Annotated in this window: 17 protein-coding genes; all 17 read right to left on the bottom strand. The window is 38.3% G+C overall.

Features of this window, described 5'->3' with window-relative positions:
* Positions 1 to 195: 195 nt before the first annotated feature.
* On the bottom strand, positions 196 to 993 hold the full coding sequence (locus ACYQ1I_RS05805) for a hypothetical protein (protein WP_459763289.1): 798 nt from the start codon (positions 991 to 993) through the stop codon (positions 196 to 198).
* A complete protein-coding gene (locus tag ACYQ1I_RS05810; RefSeq protein ID WP_459763291.1) occupies positions 983 to 1,924 on the bottom strand; it encodes an ABC transporter ATP-binding protein in 942 nt (313 codons plus the stop codon). The genes ACYQ1I_RS05805 and ACYQ1I_RS05810 overlap by 11 nt, the downstream gene beginning before the upstream one ends.
* Positions 1,917 to 2,702 carry a MerR family transcriptional regulator gene (locus ACYQ1I_RS05815; RefSeq protein WP_459763293.1) on the bottom strand — a complete coding sequence of 262 codons (786 nt, stop codon included), beginning with the start codon at positions 2,700 to 2,702 and terminating at the stop codon, positions 1,917 to 1,919. Before ACYQ1I_RS05815 ends, ACYQ1I_RS05810 begins: the two co-directional genes overlap by 8 nt.
* A 331-nt stretch (positions 2,703 to 3,033) precedes the next feature.
* A complete protein-coding gene (locus ACYQ1I_RS05820) occupies positions 3,034 to 4,794 on the bottom strand; it encodes a pectate lyase family protein (protein ID WP_459763295.1) in 1,761 nt (586 codons plus the stop codon).
* 642 nt (positions 4,795 to 5,436) lie between these two features.
* Positions 5,437 to 5,736 (bottom strand): PadR family transcriptional regulator, encoded by a 300-nt coding sequence (locus tag ACYQ1I_RS05825; RefSeq protein WP_459763297.1) that lies wholly within the window; start codon positions 5,734 to 5,736, stop codon positions 5,437 to 5,439.
* A gap of 90 nt (positions 5,737 to 5,826) precedes the next feature.
* A protein-coding gene (locus ACYQ1I_RS05830) for an IS3 family transposase (RefSeq protein WP_459763299.1) occupies positions 5,827 to 6,977 on the bottom strand; the annotation gives its coding sequence in 2 pieces (ribosomal slippage) (positions 5,827 to 6,740 and positions 6,740 to 6,977; 1,152 coding nt in all).
* 137 nt (positions 6,978 to 7,114) lie between these two features.
* Positions 7,115 to 7,594: a 23S rRNA (pseudouridine(1915)-N(3))-methyltransferase RlmH gene (rlmH, locus tag ACYQ1I_RS05835; RefSeq protein ID WP_459763301.1), complete on the bottom strand. Its 480-nt coding sequence runs from the start codon at positions 7,592 to 7,594 to the stop codon at positions 7,115 to 7,117.
* A gap of 49 nt (positions 7,595 to 7,643) precedes the next feature.
* Positions 7,644 to 7,811: a CxxH/CxxC protein gene (locus tag ACYQ1I_RS05840; protein ID WP_459763303.1), complete on the bottom strand. Its 168-nt coding sequence runs from the start codon at positions 7,809 to 7,811 to the stop codon at positions 7,644 to 7,646.
* 167 nt (positions 7,812 to 7,978) lie between these two features.
* A complete protein-coding gene (gene htrA / locus ACYQ1I_RS05845; RefSeq protein ID WP_459763305.1) occupies positions 7,979 to 9,241 on the bottom strand; it encodes a serine protease HtrA in 1,263 nt (420 codons plus the stop codon).
* Between the two features lie 320 nt (positions 9,242 to 9,561).
* The gene (locus ACYQ1I_RS05850; RefSeq protein ID WP_459763307.1) at positions 9,562 to 10,356 is read right to left on the bottom strand and encodes an MBL fold metallo-hydrolase; all 795 of its coding nucleotides are present in this window, start codon (positions 10,354 to 10,356) and stop codon (positions 9,562 to 9,564) included.
* A gap of 57 nt (positions 10,357 to 10,413) precedes the next feature.
* The gene (gene murA / locus ACYQ1I_RS05855) at positions 10,414 to 11,664 is read right to left on the bottom strand and encodes a UDP-N-acetylglucosamine 1-carboxyvinyltransferase (RefSeq protein ID WP_459763309.1); all 1,251 of its coding nucleotides are present in this window, start codon (positions 11,662 to 11,664) and stop codon (positions 10,414 to 10,416) included.
* A 298-nt stretch (positions 11,665 to 11,962) separates the two neighbouring features.
* On the bottom strand, positions 11,963 to 12,835 hold the full coding sequence (gene yycI, locus ACYQ1I_RS05860; RefSeq protein WP_459763311.1) for a two-component system regulatory protein YycI: 873 nt from the start codon (positions 12,833 to 12,835) through the stop codon (positions 11,963 to 11,965).
* Between the two features lie 16 nt (positions 12,836 to 12,851).
* Entirely contained in the window at positions 12,852 to 14,291 is a 1,440-nt protein-coding gene (gene yycH, locus ACYQ1I_RS05865) for a two-component system activity regulator YycH (RefSeq protein ID WP_459763313.1), read from the bottom strand.
* A gap of 21 nt (positions 14,292 to 14,312) precedes the next feature.
* Positions 14,313 to 14,831 (bottom strand): hypothetical protein, encoded by a 519-nt coding sequence (locus tag ACYQ1I_RS05870; protein ID WP_459763315.1) that lies wholly within the window; start codon positions 14,829 to 14,831, stop codon positions 14,313 to 14,315.
* Positions 14,832 to 14,920: 89 nt separating this feature from the next.
* A complete protein-coding gene (locus tag ACYQ1I_RS05875; protein WP_459763317.1) occupies positions 14,921 to 16,723 on the bottom strand; it encodes a sensor histidine kinase in 1,803 nt (600 codons plus the stop codon).
* A gap of 2 nt (positions 16,724 to 16,725) precedes the next feature.
* Positions 16,726 to 17,415: a response regulator gene (locus tag ACYQ1I_RS05880; RefSeq protein ID WP_459763319.1), complete on the bottom strand. Its 690-nt coding sequence runs from the start codon at positions 17,413 to 17,415 to the stop codon at positions 16,726 to 16,728.
* Positions 17,416 to 17,627: 212 nt separating this feature from the next.
* Positions 17,628 to 18,425, bottom strand: coding sequence for a peptidase MA family metallohydrolase (locus ACYQ1I_RS05885; RefSeq protein ID WP_459763321.1), 798 nt, complete (start codon positions 18,423 to 18,425; stop codon positions 17,628 to 17,630).
* Positions 18,426 to 18,476 lie beyond the last annotated feature (51 nt).

Raw genomic sequence — 18,476 nt, forward strand, 5'->3', positions numbered from 1 at the left:
GTCTGAGGTTATGTGAATACTTTAAAATTATTGCGTTTCAATATGGATCATATACTTCATTATATTTTACCTAATCTTCTTTATAATAAAACAATACTGTCTCTTGGTTATTAAAAAGAAAACTGAAATAATCATCTCCATCGTCTCAATTATTGGGGTTGCTATGATTATTGCTGCACTGCTCTTCCTCAATTTTTAAACATCCTTTCTTACTAACTGGAAGATTCCTATAGCAGAAGTAATCCCAATCCACAGAAGTAATAGAAGAATACTGGTACCATTCCCCAGCAATTCATATGGGTTTTCAGAAACAATTCCTGATAAGCTGTGTAAAGATGACTGGGGTAAAATTGGTAAAATTAGCCCTTGGATGTTCTTTGAGAACATTTTAATTAGGGCAGGAATAAACATGACAGCCAGGGAAAAGGTAATTCCCCCTGCACTACTTCTAAAGATAAAGGTTGCTGCTACAGTCAATAAGCAATAGAAAACCGGCATCACTGCACTTCCAATTATAAGCTTTACTAAGGAATTATCCTTAAGAGAAGCCATGGGGACCCCGTTGGAAACTAGTACCAATTGCCCTGCAATAAATGTTAAAAAGGTGACAAGTAGACTTATTACTACGGCCAATAAACCATAGGTAAGAAACTTACTATAGTAAAATCTTTTTCGGTTTGGCGTTACTGCTAATGAAACATGAATTAATTTTGTTGAGAATTCACTTGATATGGAAAGGGCAGTAAAAATGATTAACATAATGGCGGCAACGTCTATCCCCAACATACTGGCAGATATTATATTTGTGGGAGACATCTGTGCTATTGATTTCCCCTGGGTCACATTGGTTGTAAGGGAAAAAATCAAACCCATGGCTAGGCTGGTAAGCACTAAAATACCTAGAAAGGTCTTTGAGAATTTTAGAAACATAACTTTCTGATACTCTGCTTTAATTAAATTCTTAAAGGAAACCTTCTTTAATTTAACGGTCATCTATCCTCACCCCTTCTTTGTATTGGTTTTTTTCAGAGATATAATCAACTTTACCATCTGTGAGCTCTGTAAAAAGCTGTTCCAGGGAAGGCTGCACCTTTGTAAGCTCAAATATTGCAAGATTGCCTTCCTTTGCCGCAGTACCTACCTCTTCCATCTCCAGATTTCTAACAATTAATTGATCCTGCTCTATTTGCTGAATGAATGCTCCCTTCTTTCTGAGCAATTCTTGCAATTTAAGATTATTTTCGCTTCTAACGCTTAAATAGCTGCTAAAGCTCTTTTTAGACATTTCCTCTATAGTCATATCTGCAATGAGCTTGCCTTGGGCCAGAACGATGACTCTTTCAGCTATTGCCTGAATCTCACCCATTAAATGGCTTGATATTAAGACAGCCTTTCCTGCCCTGGCTAAATCTCTAGTCAAATTACGGAGCCACTTTATACCATCAACATCTAAGCCATTAAAGGGTTCGTCTAATATAACCGTCGCTGGATTTCCAAGGAGTGCTGCTGCAATCCCTAAACGTTGCTTCATTCCCAGGGAGTATTCACCTATTTGTTTACGCCTTACCTTTTCTAATCCTGCTCTTTGAAGGATTTCATCAACCCTTGAAGCTGAAATTTCACTTGCTGTGGCTATTAATTGCAGATGCTGCTCTGCGGTTAGCTTAGGATTGACTGCATCGGCATCAATTAATGCTCCAATTTTTGAAATGGGCTGCTCCAGTTCTATATAGTGCTTTCCATCAATCCTTACCTCTCCATTGGAGGGCCTGATCAAATTTAAAATCATCTTCATTGTTGTTGATTTTCCAGCCCCATTCGGTCCCAAAAAACCCGTCACTACCCCGGGCATAATATCAAAGGATAGATTCTCTACTGCAATCTTATCTTGATATTTTTTACTAAGATTTTTTATTTCAATCATTCTGCTTCTCTCCCTTCTCATCGATTGTCAGATAGGCTTCTAGGGCCTTGTCAATAAATTCATCCGTAAACTCCATTAATCGGCGATCTTCCTCTGGCCATTGGTCACGATTATTGTAGGCTACTTTATGGGCATTCAGTAAATCCAGTTTACCCTTTGTAATATTGGCAACCATCTCTATCCACTTTTTTGCAAAGGACTGCCCCTCTTCTCCTTTAGGGTCAACTCCGTTAAAAATATGTGTAGTTGCTTCTAATATAAGGGCTTTCCAGCACCAATAGGTTTCTATTACTTCCTCAGTATCTTCATAGTATTTCATAAAAATACCTTCTGTTTTATCATCATATTGAATTTCTTTATATTCAAGGATTGTATCCCTATTCAGGGAAATCATCAATTGAATCAATTCACCGGAAAATACACCTTTTTTATTTTCTAAATTTTTAATACTAGCCTCGATTAACGATATATTCATCTTCATATCCATTAATTTTCGATAGAAAGCCTGCCGCTGTTTCTTGAGAACAGAAGCAATTTGATCGGCTGTAACTGCTTCAATAACAAGGTCTTTAATTTCCTTAATGGGAAGCCCTAAGGATTTATAGAATAAAACCTGCTGAAGTTTAGCCAAATCTAACTCATCATAAAACCTGCGTCCATTCGTAACCTCTTTATTTAATGGTACAAGCCCAATATTGTCGTAATATTGCAGGGTTCTGATGGACACACCGGTTAATTTTGCTATTTCGCCAATGGAAAACCGCTTCTTTTCCTTCATTCCCATCACTCCTCATTTTAATTAAATCATATTACGTAACGTTATATGCAATAGTTTTTTATCTATTTTTTGATATATACCTAAATCGCTGAACAATTTTCGTATATGAAAATTTCCCGCAATCCAGGTTGGGGGAAATGTGGTATTTATCCAGTCAATTGTTTTTGTCATGGGGTATCAAATAACCCTTAAGGTCTATCATTGATTTCTTTATCTATAAAAACAAACCCGATGCTTTGAGCTTCGGGTTTGTTTTTATATTACTCATTATATGGATAGTGAAAGGTCAGGAATTTACTACATTAAAACTGGAGCTTTATAGGTATGCAGGTTATTCAATTGCTGGAGGCTCTAAGCCATCAATCACCCCTACCCCAGCGTACTGTAATACTAAATCTCTAGCCTCTTCTGCCGAATGTAGCACACTACTATAATTGTATGGAATATTCATTGTTGTTGTGGATTCGTATTCACTAACCGGACAGTTAATAAACACATTTCCACTTACATGCCAGTAACCTGTACTTGGACTACCATAAAACCACCCTAAAGGCCCTTTCCTTTGCCCTGTGGCAGAGTCAATTGTTCCTGCCCCAACATTATCAAAATAATTATTTTCTACTCTTACTTTAGCCCCTACTCTAGCATTTATTCCAGTATCGACAATATCTTTAGAGTAGTTATTAAACATATGAACTTCAGCATATCTGATTAATGGTACCCTTGAGTTAAGATTAAAAAAGTAATTATGATGATATGTTATTTTATCTGGCTTTAAACCTTCATTATCTGTATGCCCTACTAACATTGTTTTATTATGATTGTAAAATCTGTTCCAAGAAACCGTAATATATTCTGCATTTCTTTTTATATCGACCAAGCCATCGTAATAATCTTTGCCTACATCTAATTCACTATAAAAATCATTGTGATCAATCCATATATTATGGCTAGATTCTGTTATTTCTATCGCAGTAGATGAACCCCCTCGAACATGATGTATAGATAGGTTTCTAATTATAATATTATTAGCTCGACTTATGGTTATTCCTATACCATCAAATTCTCCTCTGTCGGCCACACCAATAATAGATAAATTTTCAACTTCCTTAACATCAATTTTACTACTGCGTGAATTGTCATGGGTAACGGGGCCGTCAATATAAATAATCATAGGGGGATCAACCCAAACCTCGCCAGTCTCCTTATTGATTGTACCTCTGTCTTGATATTTCTTAGCATCTCTTTTATATTTTAAAAATCCTTCTAATTCTTCTCCAGTAGTTGCCGTAACAATTACAGGTTCTTCTCCATTGGCTGGTACAAACCCGCCTGTTGTACCACCATTTAACGTAGCATAGCCTGTCAAAGCAAAGATTCCTTCTGGTAAATCTATTGGATTCTCTGGGTCAGTGGGCCTTCCAGGGTCTACTGGATCCTCAGGGTCTTCTGGATACGGGGGTTCTTCAGGATCTTCGATTTCAACTAATCTTTGTATTATTACTTCGTCTATTTTAATATTACCTCCACTTTCGGTTCGTAGTTGAATAAATGAAGTCTGTGTTCCTACAGTTGGTTGTATTGTCAGCTCACCCAGTTCTAACTCACTAAGTTTTTGCTGAAAAACCTTTGAACTGCCTCCATGAATTGAATTTCCTTGAGAGGTTGTATTATTATCTACATATACCTGAAAGTTTTTACCAGTATCTCTACCCACTTCAGCAATTTTTATAATTATTTTATATGGCTGGCTCAGGTCTAATACTCCCCCTGGCGTGCTGCTTGAAGTTGTATTTGTATCAGATAAAGCACCTATTGTCAATCTTCCACCACTACTGGGACCTAAAACTAATAGCTCATCTTCAACAGTTATAGTTCCGCCTTTCCTAATATACATTGGTTTTGAAGAATCATTAGGTATAGATCTATAGGATGCTGTAAATACATTTCCCGTTGTTGCTTCCTGGAAGTCTTCAGTGAATATGGTGTCTTCAGATGGTAGTATTTGGTCTTGCGCAAAACCCGTTAAGAACATCGTTGAAAGTATTAAAAACAACGATATCATCATTGACATTAACCTTTTGCGTTTCAATTGAAATACCCCCTTGATTATTTTCTTATTTTTTGCAAAGTGATCTTAAGAAGTTAGTCTCTATTCCCTCCCTTCTTATGCTTTAGTGATTATGCATATATAAAAAACTAGATCCGATTATTGATGATGACCTATTGCAAACGTTAACATTTTATAATAAAAAATAACATTTATAATATAGTATTATTTGGATTTGCAAACGTTAACATAGTTAATAAAAAAAATTTGTTATTCCTTAAATATATTTATTAATTGCAAAAGTATAACCTTATTATATTACTTATTTTTCCAAAAATCAAACCCCTAATTAAGAATATTCATTTTTTTATAATTTTTATAATGAAAATATATAAAAAATATTAAAATGTTAAAGCGGAAATGATCATTTGACGAGGGCCCAGAGAGAGGTAAAGTGACTTTTTCATAAAAGCTAAAAAGCGACTGCTAAAGTCGGGCAACTTCCTGTGGTAAGGACATTTCTTCCAAGGTCTATTCTAACGCCCATTTGTAATCTACACCACATATCATTAGTTGATGGATTTTATCCTGAATATGAAGCTCATATTCTAAAAGTATATTCTCAATTTCCGTTATATTCTATGTGCCAAAGAAGTGCGAAGACTTTGGAGATACCGAGCTTTCTTATCCATTAAGGTTGTCATCGTTAATCATTTTAACAAAACCATTCCATTCTTTTGTCTTCTGCCTTAATACTTTATGACCATCTACTGTTAATCTATAATACGTTCTTGCTGGCCCTTTACCCTGCTCCTTTAAATAGGATGTTATATAGCCCTTTTTTTCTAATTTATGTAAGGCCGGATATAGAGTCCCTTGTTCTATATAATTTCTACTTAAGTCTCCATTTAGTGGCAGTGGAATACGGCTGTAATCCGATACTATAGTAAAACTGCTGTGATGAACCTCCCTGAAACAGAACACGGTCTTAAAGGCACTTTACAACATCATATGATTCGTTGGTTTATCTATTTGGATCTAGGTCAATAGTTTGGACACAAAAAGTGTGATATTTTAAGCAGCAAGTTTCTCAAATTCATTCGGAGTTAGATATCCAATGCTGCTATGAATTCTCTTGTTGTTGTACCAAGACTCGATAAATTGAAATAAAGCCAAATTAGCCTCCTCATAGGTTCTATAGGTACTACGATAAACTTCTTCTTTTTTCAAGATAGCATGAAAAGACTCGATTACTGCATTATCATATGGATTCCCTTTTGCACTATAGGATCGTTTGGCCTCATAACTTTCCATGGTCTGGATGTAATTTTTACTGAGATACTGACTTCCACGGTCGGTATGTATAATGACATTTTTAGGGTTCCCTTGTCTTAGCATTGCTTTCTGTAAAGCTTTTAGAACAATAGATTCATCCATCCGTTTGCTGAATTCATAGCCAACTATTTTCTGACTATGTAGGTCAAGAATAGAAGATAAGTAGCACCAACCATCATGAATAGTATGAATATAAGTGATATCAGCAACCCACTTCTGGTTCAGCCCAGTTGTTGTGAAATCTTGTTTTAGTAGGTTTGGCAATTCTTCATTGGTTGACTTCGTATTCTTGTATTTGAATCGCTTACTGACCACAGCAAATAAACCCATGTTCCTCATGAGTCGTTGAACCCTTTTGAGGCTTGGTATCGTTTCAAATAGCTTCTCCTTTTTCATCTGTTTATGGATTTTGAGAGATCCATATCTGCCCTTACTTTCCATATAGATTCGAAGGATATGCTCTTTAATTAGTTTGTTTTCAATGATTCTAGGAGATTCCTTAGGCTTTTGAAAATCGTAATAAGAACTACGAGGAACACCTAAGGTTTCACAGACTGATTTTATAGGATATTTGCTAGATATAATATCTATTGTCTCGAAGATGCTACTTTTATCTATTTTTTCGCTAATATGGCCATAGCCTTTTTTAAGATTTCATTTTCCTGTTCTATCTGTGCAATTTTCTTCTTGAGTTCAGCAATTTCACGAGGACTTAGAGAATTTTCATCGGTAGGATCAGTAGGGGTTAGATCCTTAACCCATCTTTGTATTGTTGTAGCTGTTACGCCATATTCGCTTTCGAGACTCTTGAAAGTATGATTAGTTGTATTGTAGAGATCAACTAGCATTCTTTTAAAATCATCATCATATCGTTTACCGTTTTGTTTCATTTGGACACTTCCTTTCAGATATAAATATTATATCCTACTTTTCGTGTCCATGCTTTTATACTAACACCAATCTATATTATAAGTTATTATAAAACTATATCTCTATATAAATCTTTCCACTTGAAAAAAGTGTCCTACTACTTATGATACGGTTCACCCCTCATAATCCTAAACCCCCTATAAATCTGCTCTAAAAGGATTACCTTCATTAACTGATGGGGAAAGGTCATGGGAGAAAAGGACAGCTTGAAGTCTGCACGGGATAGAACTGATTTTGCCAAACCTAGGGAGCCCCCAATAATAAAGCATACCTGGCTATTGCCCGATAGCGCTAATCGCTGGAGCTGCTCTGAAAGGCCCTCAGATGAGAGGCTTTTCCCTTGTATTTCCAGGGCAATGACATAACTGCCCTCCTTTACATTTTTAAGCAGCGCTTCCCCCTCCCTATCCTTAATTATTTCCATTTCAGCATCAATTAAATTTTCTGGGGCCTTTTCGTCTGGTACCTCTATTAGTTGTAATTTACAATATCGAGATAATCTTTTTGAGTATTCATCAATGGCCTGTCTATAAAACTTTTCCTTTATCTTACCAACGCTTAAAATTGTTATATTCACGTATTTCCACTCCTTAAAAGGTCAATAAAAAAGCCGAGGTAATTCCCGGCTAGACAACTAGATATTTAGGCTCGTTTTCGCAAAAATGACAGGAGGTTGGTGCTGTCCAGTCTGAAAAGGAAAGGGTATCTAGCTCATATACATCAGGCGGCTGCTCATATAGCTCAACAAACTCATCTATCGCTTCCTCTAAATGCTTATTACAAACCACGTACATTTTTTTCACTCCAATACACTTGGATTATTGTTATTAAATTTATTATCTGTAATTTTAAAGGCTTCATTCCATCAGGCATCAATTACTTTATGGTAATCATTATATAGTAATTTTCCTGTTTTTACAAATCAAAAAAACCAGGCACAAAGGCCTGATTTTTCTACATATTATTCAAAGGTAATCTGTAAAACCTCTTCTCGCCCATTTCTTAAGACCGTTATCGAGGTTTGATCGCCAGGTCTGTACTGATAAAGCTCCCGTTGAAGCGAGCCCATGGTACCGACCTCTTTATCACCAAGCTTAATAATTATGTCACCTGCCATCATTCCGGCCCGGTCTGCTGCTGTATCGGCTATAACCTCTGCTACATAAACCCCTGTGTCAGCTTGAAGCTTAGTGCCGGTTAAGCTTTCAAATACATCGACATTAATACCCGAAATACCCACTACAACCCTTGTAAATTCACCTTTTTCAATGATTTCTTCCACAATGGGTCTCGCTGTATTAATAGGGATGGCAAAGCCAAGGCCTTCACCGCTTTGAATTTTAGCAGTGTTAATTCCAATTACCTGGCCCTTTGCATTTAGCAAAGGTCCACCGCTGTTACCCGGGTTAATAGAGGCATCGGTTTGAATTAAGTTTTCAATGGTATTACCATTATCAACAGGAATATTTCGATTGAGTCCGCTAATAACCCCTTGAGTCAGGGTTCTTTCAAAGTTCAAACCCAGGGGGTTTCCAATGGCCACTGCAATTTCTCCTACCTCCAGTGAATCGCTGTCTCCCAGCTCAGCCACGGGCAGATCCACGCCTTCTACTTTAATCACCGCCAGGTCAATGTCACTATCCTGCCATACCACCTTGGCACCGATTTTTTCCCCATCATGCAGTACCACGGTCAGCTCTTGTGCATTCCCATCGCCAACCACGTGGGAATTTGTGAGAATGTAGCCTCTGGCATCTACAATTACGCCGGTCCCCACACTGGGTACCCTTCTAGTACCAAAGAAATCACGTTGTAATGTAATTGTGGTAATACCTACTACTGAAGGCATGGCTTTTTTAGCCACAGCAGAATACACCGACATGTCTGCGCTGGGATTAATCGTAATGGGCTGCTGTAATCCGCCCAGGGGAACTCCCCGTGAATTTAATATTTGCGGTAAATAATAATACCCAACCGACATGGTAATCCCGCTACCCAGCAGGGCCCCCACCAAAATCAATATTAAGTACCTGATACCAGACTTTTTCTTGACAGGTCTGTCGTTTGGCTTTTCCAATGTGATCGGAGCAGTATGCTCTATTGCCGTCGGTTCCTTCATCGGTTCCGGTTCTTGCAGTATTTCTTGTGGTTCATTGTAAAGCTCCTTTGTATGCTGTTGGTCATCCTCTTCCATATCCATGGGTTTATGATTATTCATGTCCATGGTAAAGCACCTCCTAATGTATTAAAAATAAATCAAATTAATTTACACCTTTAGTAGCTATTATTACCAATTACAGTCATTGTGAACAGCGAAATACTCATGAATAATAAAGGTAGCTTTTGGTAAATTGCTGACTATAATTACCCTGCTGTCTTAATATTAAACACTCCTTTAAACAGTTTCTCTGTAAGTCTTCATATATACAGTATATAGGGAAATTGTGTCAGTATTGTGACAAGATGAGTAATTTTAATAAATTACATAAAAAATACTGAAATGATGTTCATTTCAGTAATATGTAAAGGATTATTCAGTTAATCTTAAAACTCGTACAAATTACTAACCCTGTCTCTTAAGGCTAAATCCAGCTTAATATCACTGCCCACTGCAATTTGATTTACCTTTAATATGCCTTGTATGGTTGCCATGGCAAGCTCGGGAAAATTATTTTCCTGACTTAAATGGGCCAGCATAATTAATTTCACATTTTTTTTAACTAAATCAACTATGGCATTGCCGGCAGCTTCGTTGGAAAGGTGCCCACGGTTTGATAGAATTCTGCGCTTTAAATAGTAGGGGTAGCTCCCTGCCTTCAGCATTTCTTCATCATGGTTCGATTCTAAAACCACGAGATCTGAATCCCTTACCTGATTTTGAATGTCCTCTGTCATATAGCCTAAATCGGTGGTAATGCTAATCTTTACCCCTCGATTGATAAAGGAAAAACCCACCGGGTCATTGGCATCATGGGAAATGCTGTAGGGCATTACGGTAAAGCCTCCCAGCTCAAAGGGGTTGTTGGTTTTAAAAATCCGAATATTTTCTGGGCTGATTTTTCCCAGCTTATGCTCCATCCCCACCCAGGTACCTTCATTGGCATAGATGGGAATATTGAATCGACGGGAGAGGATTCCTGCTCCATGAATATGGTCTGCATGCTCATGGGTCACCAGCAGACCGGATAATCTACTGGGGTCTACTCCCACCTCCTGGAGCTTTCCCTGAATTTGTTTTCCGCTTAGGCCCGCATCAACCAATAGATAGCTGCGTTCATCGGTAATCATATGACAATTACCGCTGCTGCCACTGGCCAATGAACAAAAACGCACTGTCATTATTTAGCCTCCAGTTCTTATATCTCAATGCTCAACAAGAGAGATACATTTTTATACCTAGATTCGCCTCAAACGGCCTCCTAAGCTTATGAGCTTTTCTTCAAATTTGTCATAGCCCCTCTCAATGAAATGAACATTTTCAATTTCAGTTTCACCCTCTGCCATCAGGCCTGCCACCAATAGGGCGGCACCAGCCCTTAAATCACTGGCACAAACCTTAGCGCCCATTAATTTTTTAACCCCTTGAATAACAGCGACCCTACCTTCAACCTTGATGTCGGCTCCCATTCTCTTTAGCTCATCAACGTGCTTAAACCGCCCTTCAAAAATGGTCTCTGTCACCATACCCGTTCCCTTTGCAACGGTCAACAGACTTGACATAGGCTGCTGCAAATCGGTGGGAAAGCCGGGATAAACCAGGGTTTTAACATTGATATTTCTTAAGGGGCGATTGGCTACTACCCTGAGGGAATCACCATTTTCTATAATTTCTACTCCCATTTCCTTCAGCTTGGCCGTAATAGCCTCTAAATGCTTCGGAATGACATTGGTTAGTGTGACATCTCCGCCGGTGGCGGCAGCCGCAATCATATAGGTTCCCGCTTCAATTTGGTCGGGGATAACCATATGGTGACAGCCCTTCAGGGCCTTTACACCCTTTATTCTGATCACATCTGTACCTGCCCCCCGAATGTCGGCACCCATACAGTTTAAGAAGTTTGCCACATCCACAATATGGGGCTCCTTGGCGGCATTTTCTATTACGGTATAGCCCTCGGCCATGGTGGCAGCCAGCATAATATTAATGGTTGCCCCAACACTGACTACATCTAAGAAAATTTCAGTCCCAACTAAACGATCCGCCTCAACAGAAATAATGCCATGCTCAATAGAGACCTTTGCTCCAAGGGCCTCAAAGCCTTTTATATGTTGGTCGATTGGTCTTGTACCAATGGAACAGCCTCCGGGGTACACTACCCTGGCCCGTTTAAATCTGCCCAGCCCTGCCCCTAAAAGATAATAGGAGGCCCGAAGCTCCTTGGCAATCTCGTAATCTGCAAAGCATCGCTCCATATTGGTTGTATCAATCTCCAGTGTATTTAAATCCCTTTGAACCACGTTGGCCCCAAGGTTTATCAATATTTTGCTCAAAGTGCCTACATCACTGATTTTAGGCAGGTTTTCAATAATACATTTATCACCTGCTAAAACTGCGGCGGGTATAATGGCCACTGCGGCGTTTTTAAAGCCTCCGATTTCAACCTTACCCTGCAACTTTCTACCGCCCTCGATAAGTATCTTGCTCATATATTCACTGACCTAAGTCAGCTATCCACCACCCTCTAGTTTATTTTTCCCTGGTGTCTTTCCTGGTTGAATCAATTATCTGAAATTTAAATATTCCTTATTTTACATAATTTCACTTCGATTTTTATTGTATCATTTTGATTACAATTTGTTAATGGTAATAATATCTAATGCTAAATGAAATTAAAAACATCTAAATAATACAGGACCCTTAAAAATCATAACAAAAAAAGTAGAAAGAGTCCATTATACTTTTTCTACTTTATATTCAAAAATCCTTTATTTTTTTATCATTAGCCTAATTCTTTAACGCATCAACATAATAGCTTTTACCATTTTTTAATGTTATTTTCCATGCGGGAAAGGCTGTAGCCCATTCGATTTGCTGCCATGTGGAAAACTGTACATCGTTGGGGTTAAAATAATAGCCTATTTCAATATCACTAATCACAACATCCTCCTTGTGATCATTAACAATGTGACTCATTTTTCTTAGCAGGGCCTCTGTGGCAGGAATCGTTCTTTCCTTTTGGTTCTGGGTCTTATCGGGCTTTAAAAGCATGGCTTCCATCCCCACAACCCCCTTATGGTTTACATAAACATTAATATAGCTTTCGCCTAGAAATTTTCCTTTATAGGTTTGATTGTAAACCAGCTTATAGAGAGGAGTATCCCCATAGGCCTTTTCAGTACCCAAATATACTTGCTTCAAAGTGATATCATTTCGGTATAGATTGTGCTCCTTTAAAAACTCATTACTAATTTCTACTGCCTTTTCATCATCAATACGGTAGTCAACAACAGTGTTATCGGTCAAGCTGTATTTCAGCCGTTTATTGCTTTCAATGATCAATTGAGCATGATCATTTTCATAGATGTTTTCATCAACCCTTCTATAGCCTTCTCCCAAAAGCTGTAATGCCGTGGCTTCATGGTCAAAGAGTTCATATTTTACAACCAGTACCGGCATCGTAAAGATTTCCTTAGGAATTTCATCCTTAACCGTAATACCATGCCGAGTCAGCTCATTTTCCACATAATCAATATATTCATCACTGATCAGACGCAGCTCATCGCTATAGAAAATATCCATTCCGATGTGGTAAATTAAAAAGATGTTGGTTATGATAAAAGCCAGAATTAAAATATTTTTTGCCTTAGACCAATCCATGTTTACCCACCACCATCTAATTTAAACGACTACTATGGAGTAGTTTTCCGCTATAGCTGTCAAAATAGTACACTCTCCCATTGATTTCAAAAGTCCAGCAAGGAATCAATGACTGTATCTTTACTTCCTCAGTTTTATCAAAATAAACCAATCGTAATGCTTCAATTTTTTCTAATATTTCGTTATCCTCTATTAAATTGGCTTCCTTTGGATGATCTTGAAGATAATGTTCCTTAAATAAATCAATATTCCTTTCAATAATTCGTGGGGGTATCAGGATTCCTTCACTAGCATAAACCGGGGCCAAGCTCATTTTTTTTCTAACAAAGCGTCTATAGGATTTAACGCTGTTTCCATAAACCTCCACCTCAATAGGGTGTTTCATATTATTGCCGGTAAAGACCAGGGGATATCCCTCCAGGTCGTACCCAAAGCCAAAGTAATAGCTCTTATCAAGCTGTCTGATTTCCTTTAGGTAGGCTCCCTCTGGAAAGCCTCCCTGATCGAGCACAAAGTTAACTGCTACATCTAGGGATTCCAGCACATTATTACTGGAAACACTGCCAACCTCTGCATTGTACTCAAGTCTTCCTCTGCTGTTGATTCGCACACTTCTTTCTCCATAGCCGTATAAATAAACCACGGCACCACTGGTTTCTCGAATCGTCTTAACGAAATCCAGATTGCCATTAAAAAACTTTTTAGTTCGTTCAATGATTGCCTGCTCGTTTTTCACATCAATTTCACTTTCCACAAAATATTGAGGTATTGAACGATTATAATTTAGTGGCATGGGGGTCAGGTTATTGACAGAATTACTAAACAGGGTATAATACCTAACAAAGCTTTTTTCATTGTTATATTCATCTATAAATGCCTCTAAATTTGTATTGTCATAATCTGGTAATGTTACCTCATAAACATGATCATCCTTTCCGAGGATGAAAATGGTTCCCTTGTTGCGGGCAGGAATTAATATTTTCTTAATTTCCCGTATATTCCGTACAATATTGCTGTCATAGGCATCAAATACCGTTGAAACCAAAACCGATGGAATATTATCACCAAATTCCAGCTCAACAAACTTAGCCCCCTGACTATTTTGCAGGTATTTCTCATAGGTTGATATTTTAATATCAGATTCTCCTGTAAAAAAATCGAGAAGAAGATTTTTGGCCTCCTGCCAAGCTACCTTCATCTCTTGATCATTAAGTACTGTATAATCATTGTTCCTTGAACCAGAACCAAAGCTATCGCCGCCGAAGGCCAAAATAATTTGCTGTGGTGAAATTAGATCATTTCTAACAGATTTAATATGATGCTGTCTTTCCTTTTCATTACTGGCTTCAGACTGGAGAATAGACAGGGATGAATCAAACCAAATCCTTTGAGTCAACATAAAGCTTAAAATTACCAGGACCAATAATATTAGACTTTTTATTTTTTCCCTACTCATCTTTTCTCACTCCAGCGCCAGTTACTTTCTCCCTGTGATGGTTTTTATCAATTTGTTTGAGTCGGTAATATTTTCCTCCATCAACTTTTTCTTTACTTCCTCAAGCTCTTCCACATCAACATACCGGGTAACGGTCTCCGTTGAGCCATCTTCATAGGTTGCTGTAACAACAATTTTATTTTTTCCCTTCTTAAGCTCAACCTCAGCCCAGCCCCGTTTTAAGGCGCCTATTTCCATACTAATTGGGTCATAAGCCAACACATATTTTTGCTTATCTAGTTCCAGACTTGCATTATAATATACTTCAACCGTAATATCTATTCCCTCCTGGGCTGTTAATTCCACTACCATGGTCTTTTTACTAATAGTCAGGTTTCGCTCAGGAGTAATTACCTGCAGACCTTCCTCTGCCAATTGGGCTGTTTCAGCCATGGTAAGCTCCTCTATCGGTTCCCCTACAGTTGTTTCAGGGTTTGCAAAGACACTTGCTGTTCCTAATATAAAAAGTACAATCGTACATGATATAACCTTTTTGATCATACTCATTCCTCCTGAACACATTTTATGGTTTTAGCATACTATCATTATACAAAAATAATATTACAACCATATTACAAGGAAATTAAGAATCAATTACACATATTTTCCTCGATCAGGGGCAGTTTAATGGTAACACAGGTGCCCTGCTCCTCCATACTGGTAATTTCAATTGAACCCTGATGAGCATCAATAATCTCTTTAGCAATTGCAAGCCCCAGGCCGGTTCCGCCCATCTCCCGGGAACGGGCCTTGTCTACACGATAAAAACGTTCAAAAAGCCTGGGTAAATCCTCCTTGGGAATCCCTATACCCGTATCACTAATTACAACTACACCATGGGTTCCGGAATTTTCTAAGGTAATGTTAATCTGGCCCCCGTTGGGAGTATATTTTATTGAATTGCTGATGATGTTTAAAAGCACCTGCTCAATTCGATCCTCATCGGCATATAGGGGTATGGAAGAACTTTTTAATTCGAAATCTAGTATTTGATTTTTATTTTTGGCAGCAACCTCTAATTTTACAACTGCCTTTTTCAGGATTTTATTTAAATCAATGGTACGCTTATGCCATTTATTTTTTTGATAATCTATATTGCTTAGCTGCAGCAAATCCCTTACCAGCCTGCTCATTCTGTCGGCTTCATTATCAATTACCTGCAAAAACTGAGTAGTCAATTGAAGATTTTCAACAGCACCATCAAGCAATGTTTCAGTATAGCTTTTAATGGTTGTCAGCGGGGTCTTCAGCTCATGAGACACATTAGCAACAAATTCCTTCCTCATCTTTTCCAGCTTTTCATGCTTAGTAACATCCTGAAGCAATAGTATAATTCCGCCGAAAGCACCCTTTTCATTATTAAAGGGAGCATAATTGGCCCGTAAAATGACATTGTTGTTTAACACCATCATTTCACTGCCAGAAAGGTTTCCTTCTCCCTGCTTTAGCCGATCAATAGACAATCGCTCGTTATAGGCGGTAAAGATTGAATCGTAGGAAATACGATTTAACTCCTCCTCCTTTATATTGAGCATCTCTAGGGCCCTTGGATTGGCATGCAGGATTTTACCCTCTTCAGTAACCGCCACCAGTCCATCGGCCATATAGGTAATAATCGTATCCATTTTTTGCTTTTCATTGGACATTTCCTGTAGTACCGACTTTAAACGGGCCGTTAAATAGTTAAACATCGATGCCAGCTGCCCAATCTCGTCACTGGACTTAATTTCAACCACCTGATCAAAATCACCCTTGGCCATTTTTTCTGCCTTTATGGTTACATCATTGATAGGTGTGGTAATACTTTTAGCAATTAAATATCCCAGTATAACAGTAATAAAAAGAGCTAAAACGGTAGCTCGAATTAATATCCAGGTAGATTCTCGTAGGGTTTTATAGATAACATCTAAGTTTTTTCTAAGGTATATGGCACCAATCACACGGCTGTGGTCATCATGCACCGGGTAAACAAGGTTCTTGGTGCTGACGCCCTCTCCCCTCGACACATCCATTTCCCGATATTCTCCATTAAAGGCCGACATGATTAGATCCGGCTCTAAAATTTCCATTGCATTATGATTCAGATAGGTTAAATTGGTACCGGCTATAATGGTAAAATTGCTGTCCCTTTCAACAACATAAATCTCCATCCCCACTGCTGCGGTTTCTTCGTATCTGAGGATATTCTCTTGAATGTCCTCACGATTGTTAACCCAGTCGATATCTTCCAGGGTTAGTCTGACATTGTTGGCAATTCCCCTAAGATTACTGCTGACTTCGCTTAAATGATACTCTTGAAATTGCTGCAGCAAGAAAACCCCAATAATCACCATGGCAATAAATACAAGGAGGAAATAAATCGTGATAAATTTCCACCTTATGCTTTTAAACATACTTATGCCCTCCTAAAATAATAGCCGACTCCCCTTTTGGTCATTATATATTTGGGACTACTTGAATTATCTTCAATTTTTTCCCTCAGCCTTCGAATGGTTACATCAACAGTACGAATATCACCATAATATTCATAGCCCCAAACCTCTTTTAAAAGCTGTTCCCGGGTAAAGACCAGCTCTGCCTGGGTGGATAAAAATCGAAGCAGCTCAAATTCCCTCGAGGTTAGTTCTACAACATGATGATCCTTTTTTACCTCATACTTATTAAAATCAATTACAAGATCACCCGAAGTCATCACTCCGCCCTTTTTATCACCATCAACAATGTTGTTTCTTCTAAGGTGGGCCTTTACCCTGGCTAAAAGCTCCCTCATTCCAAAGGGTTTCGTAATATAGTCATCAGCTCCCATTTCAAGGCCTAAAACCTTATCGAGCTCCTCTTCCTTTGCAGTCAGCATTAAGATTGGCATGGAAAAGCTCTCCCGAATTTTCCGACATACCTGAAAGCCATCCAGCTTAGGCAGCATTAAATCCAAGAGTACTAAATCAGGATTAAATTTTGCAACCTTATGTAATGCTTCTTCCCCGTCAAAGGCTGTCTCAACCAAATAGCCTTCCTTCTCTAGATTAAACTTAACGATCTCAGATATGGGCTTCTCATCTTCCACAATTAGAATTTTTCTCTCCATCACTTAAATCACCTCATAAGGATTTCATCATTTTATCATTCTACTAATCTACATGATTTTCCTGCTGGTAAAATATTTAATTATTGCTTTGAATAATTTACCCAGTAAAAATACCTGTGGACCATATTCAAGGGCCCGAGGCCCCGTAAAGATACCTGGAGGCACTTGAGCCCTTTAAGGTTCAAGGTAGTATACTGACCCTTCTAATTAAATTATTCAGAAATCGGAAAATAGTGCTCAAGTCTGGCTCCCCTGCCAAGGGAGTTAATAATCTCTAAAAGGGCTTTTTCTCCATTTTCCTCTACATAGCCTTTGACAATACGAAAGGCCTTGGTATAGGCCTGGTACTGGTCAAGCTGGTTAAAGGAGTGATATAACTTCTTTAGGGTATAATCCTTCGGAACAATTACTTCTTTACCCCACTCATAGCCATCTAAAGCATACTCATAATAGAGGCTTACCCCTTCAGTAAACCAGAGGGGAAAGTTCCCTCCACCAAGATGATCGGTAAAGAGGTGCACCAGCTCATGAAGCACCGGCCCCTGGCTTTCAAATATTATTTTCATATTTTGCTGATCACTAATCCAATGGCTTGGATCTAAAATATGAAGGCTATTACCAAAATAAACCCCCATTGGAGGATTGTCTTTGTTTAAAAAATTTACCTTTAGCATTTCTTCTGGATCATCATAAATGATCAAGGTAATTTTGCCATCAGGCTTATATTGAAAGGCTTCACTGACGGCCCAGTATTTTTTTTCTGCCGTTTCTGCTATTAAATCAAGGGTTTCTCCATTAATATTTTGATATTTAATTTGATAGTGGTCTGTCTCTATCTGTTTATAATTCCTTACTTGAATAGCTACAAGCTGCTGTTCCAAGCCCCTGACCAGGGGTCTGGCAGATGCAAGTACTACCTGGGTTCTCAGGCCGGCAAGCAAAATGAATAACACAATTGTCAAGAGGATAATTAGATAGAAATTTGATGAAGGCATCCTTCTCTTTCCCATAATAATCCCCCTTTCTAAAGGGTATGACAGTTAATACTAAACCATTATAAC

The organism is Alkaliphilus crotonatoxidans, assembly GCF_054658015.1.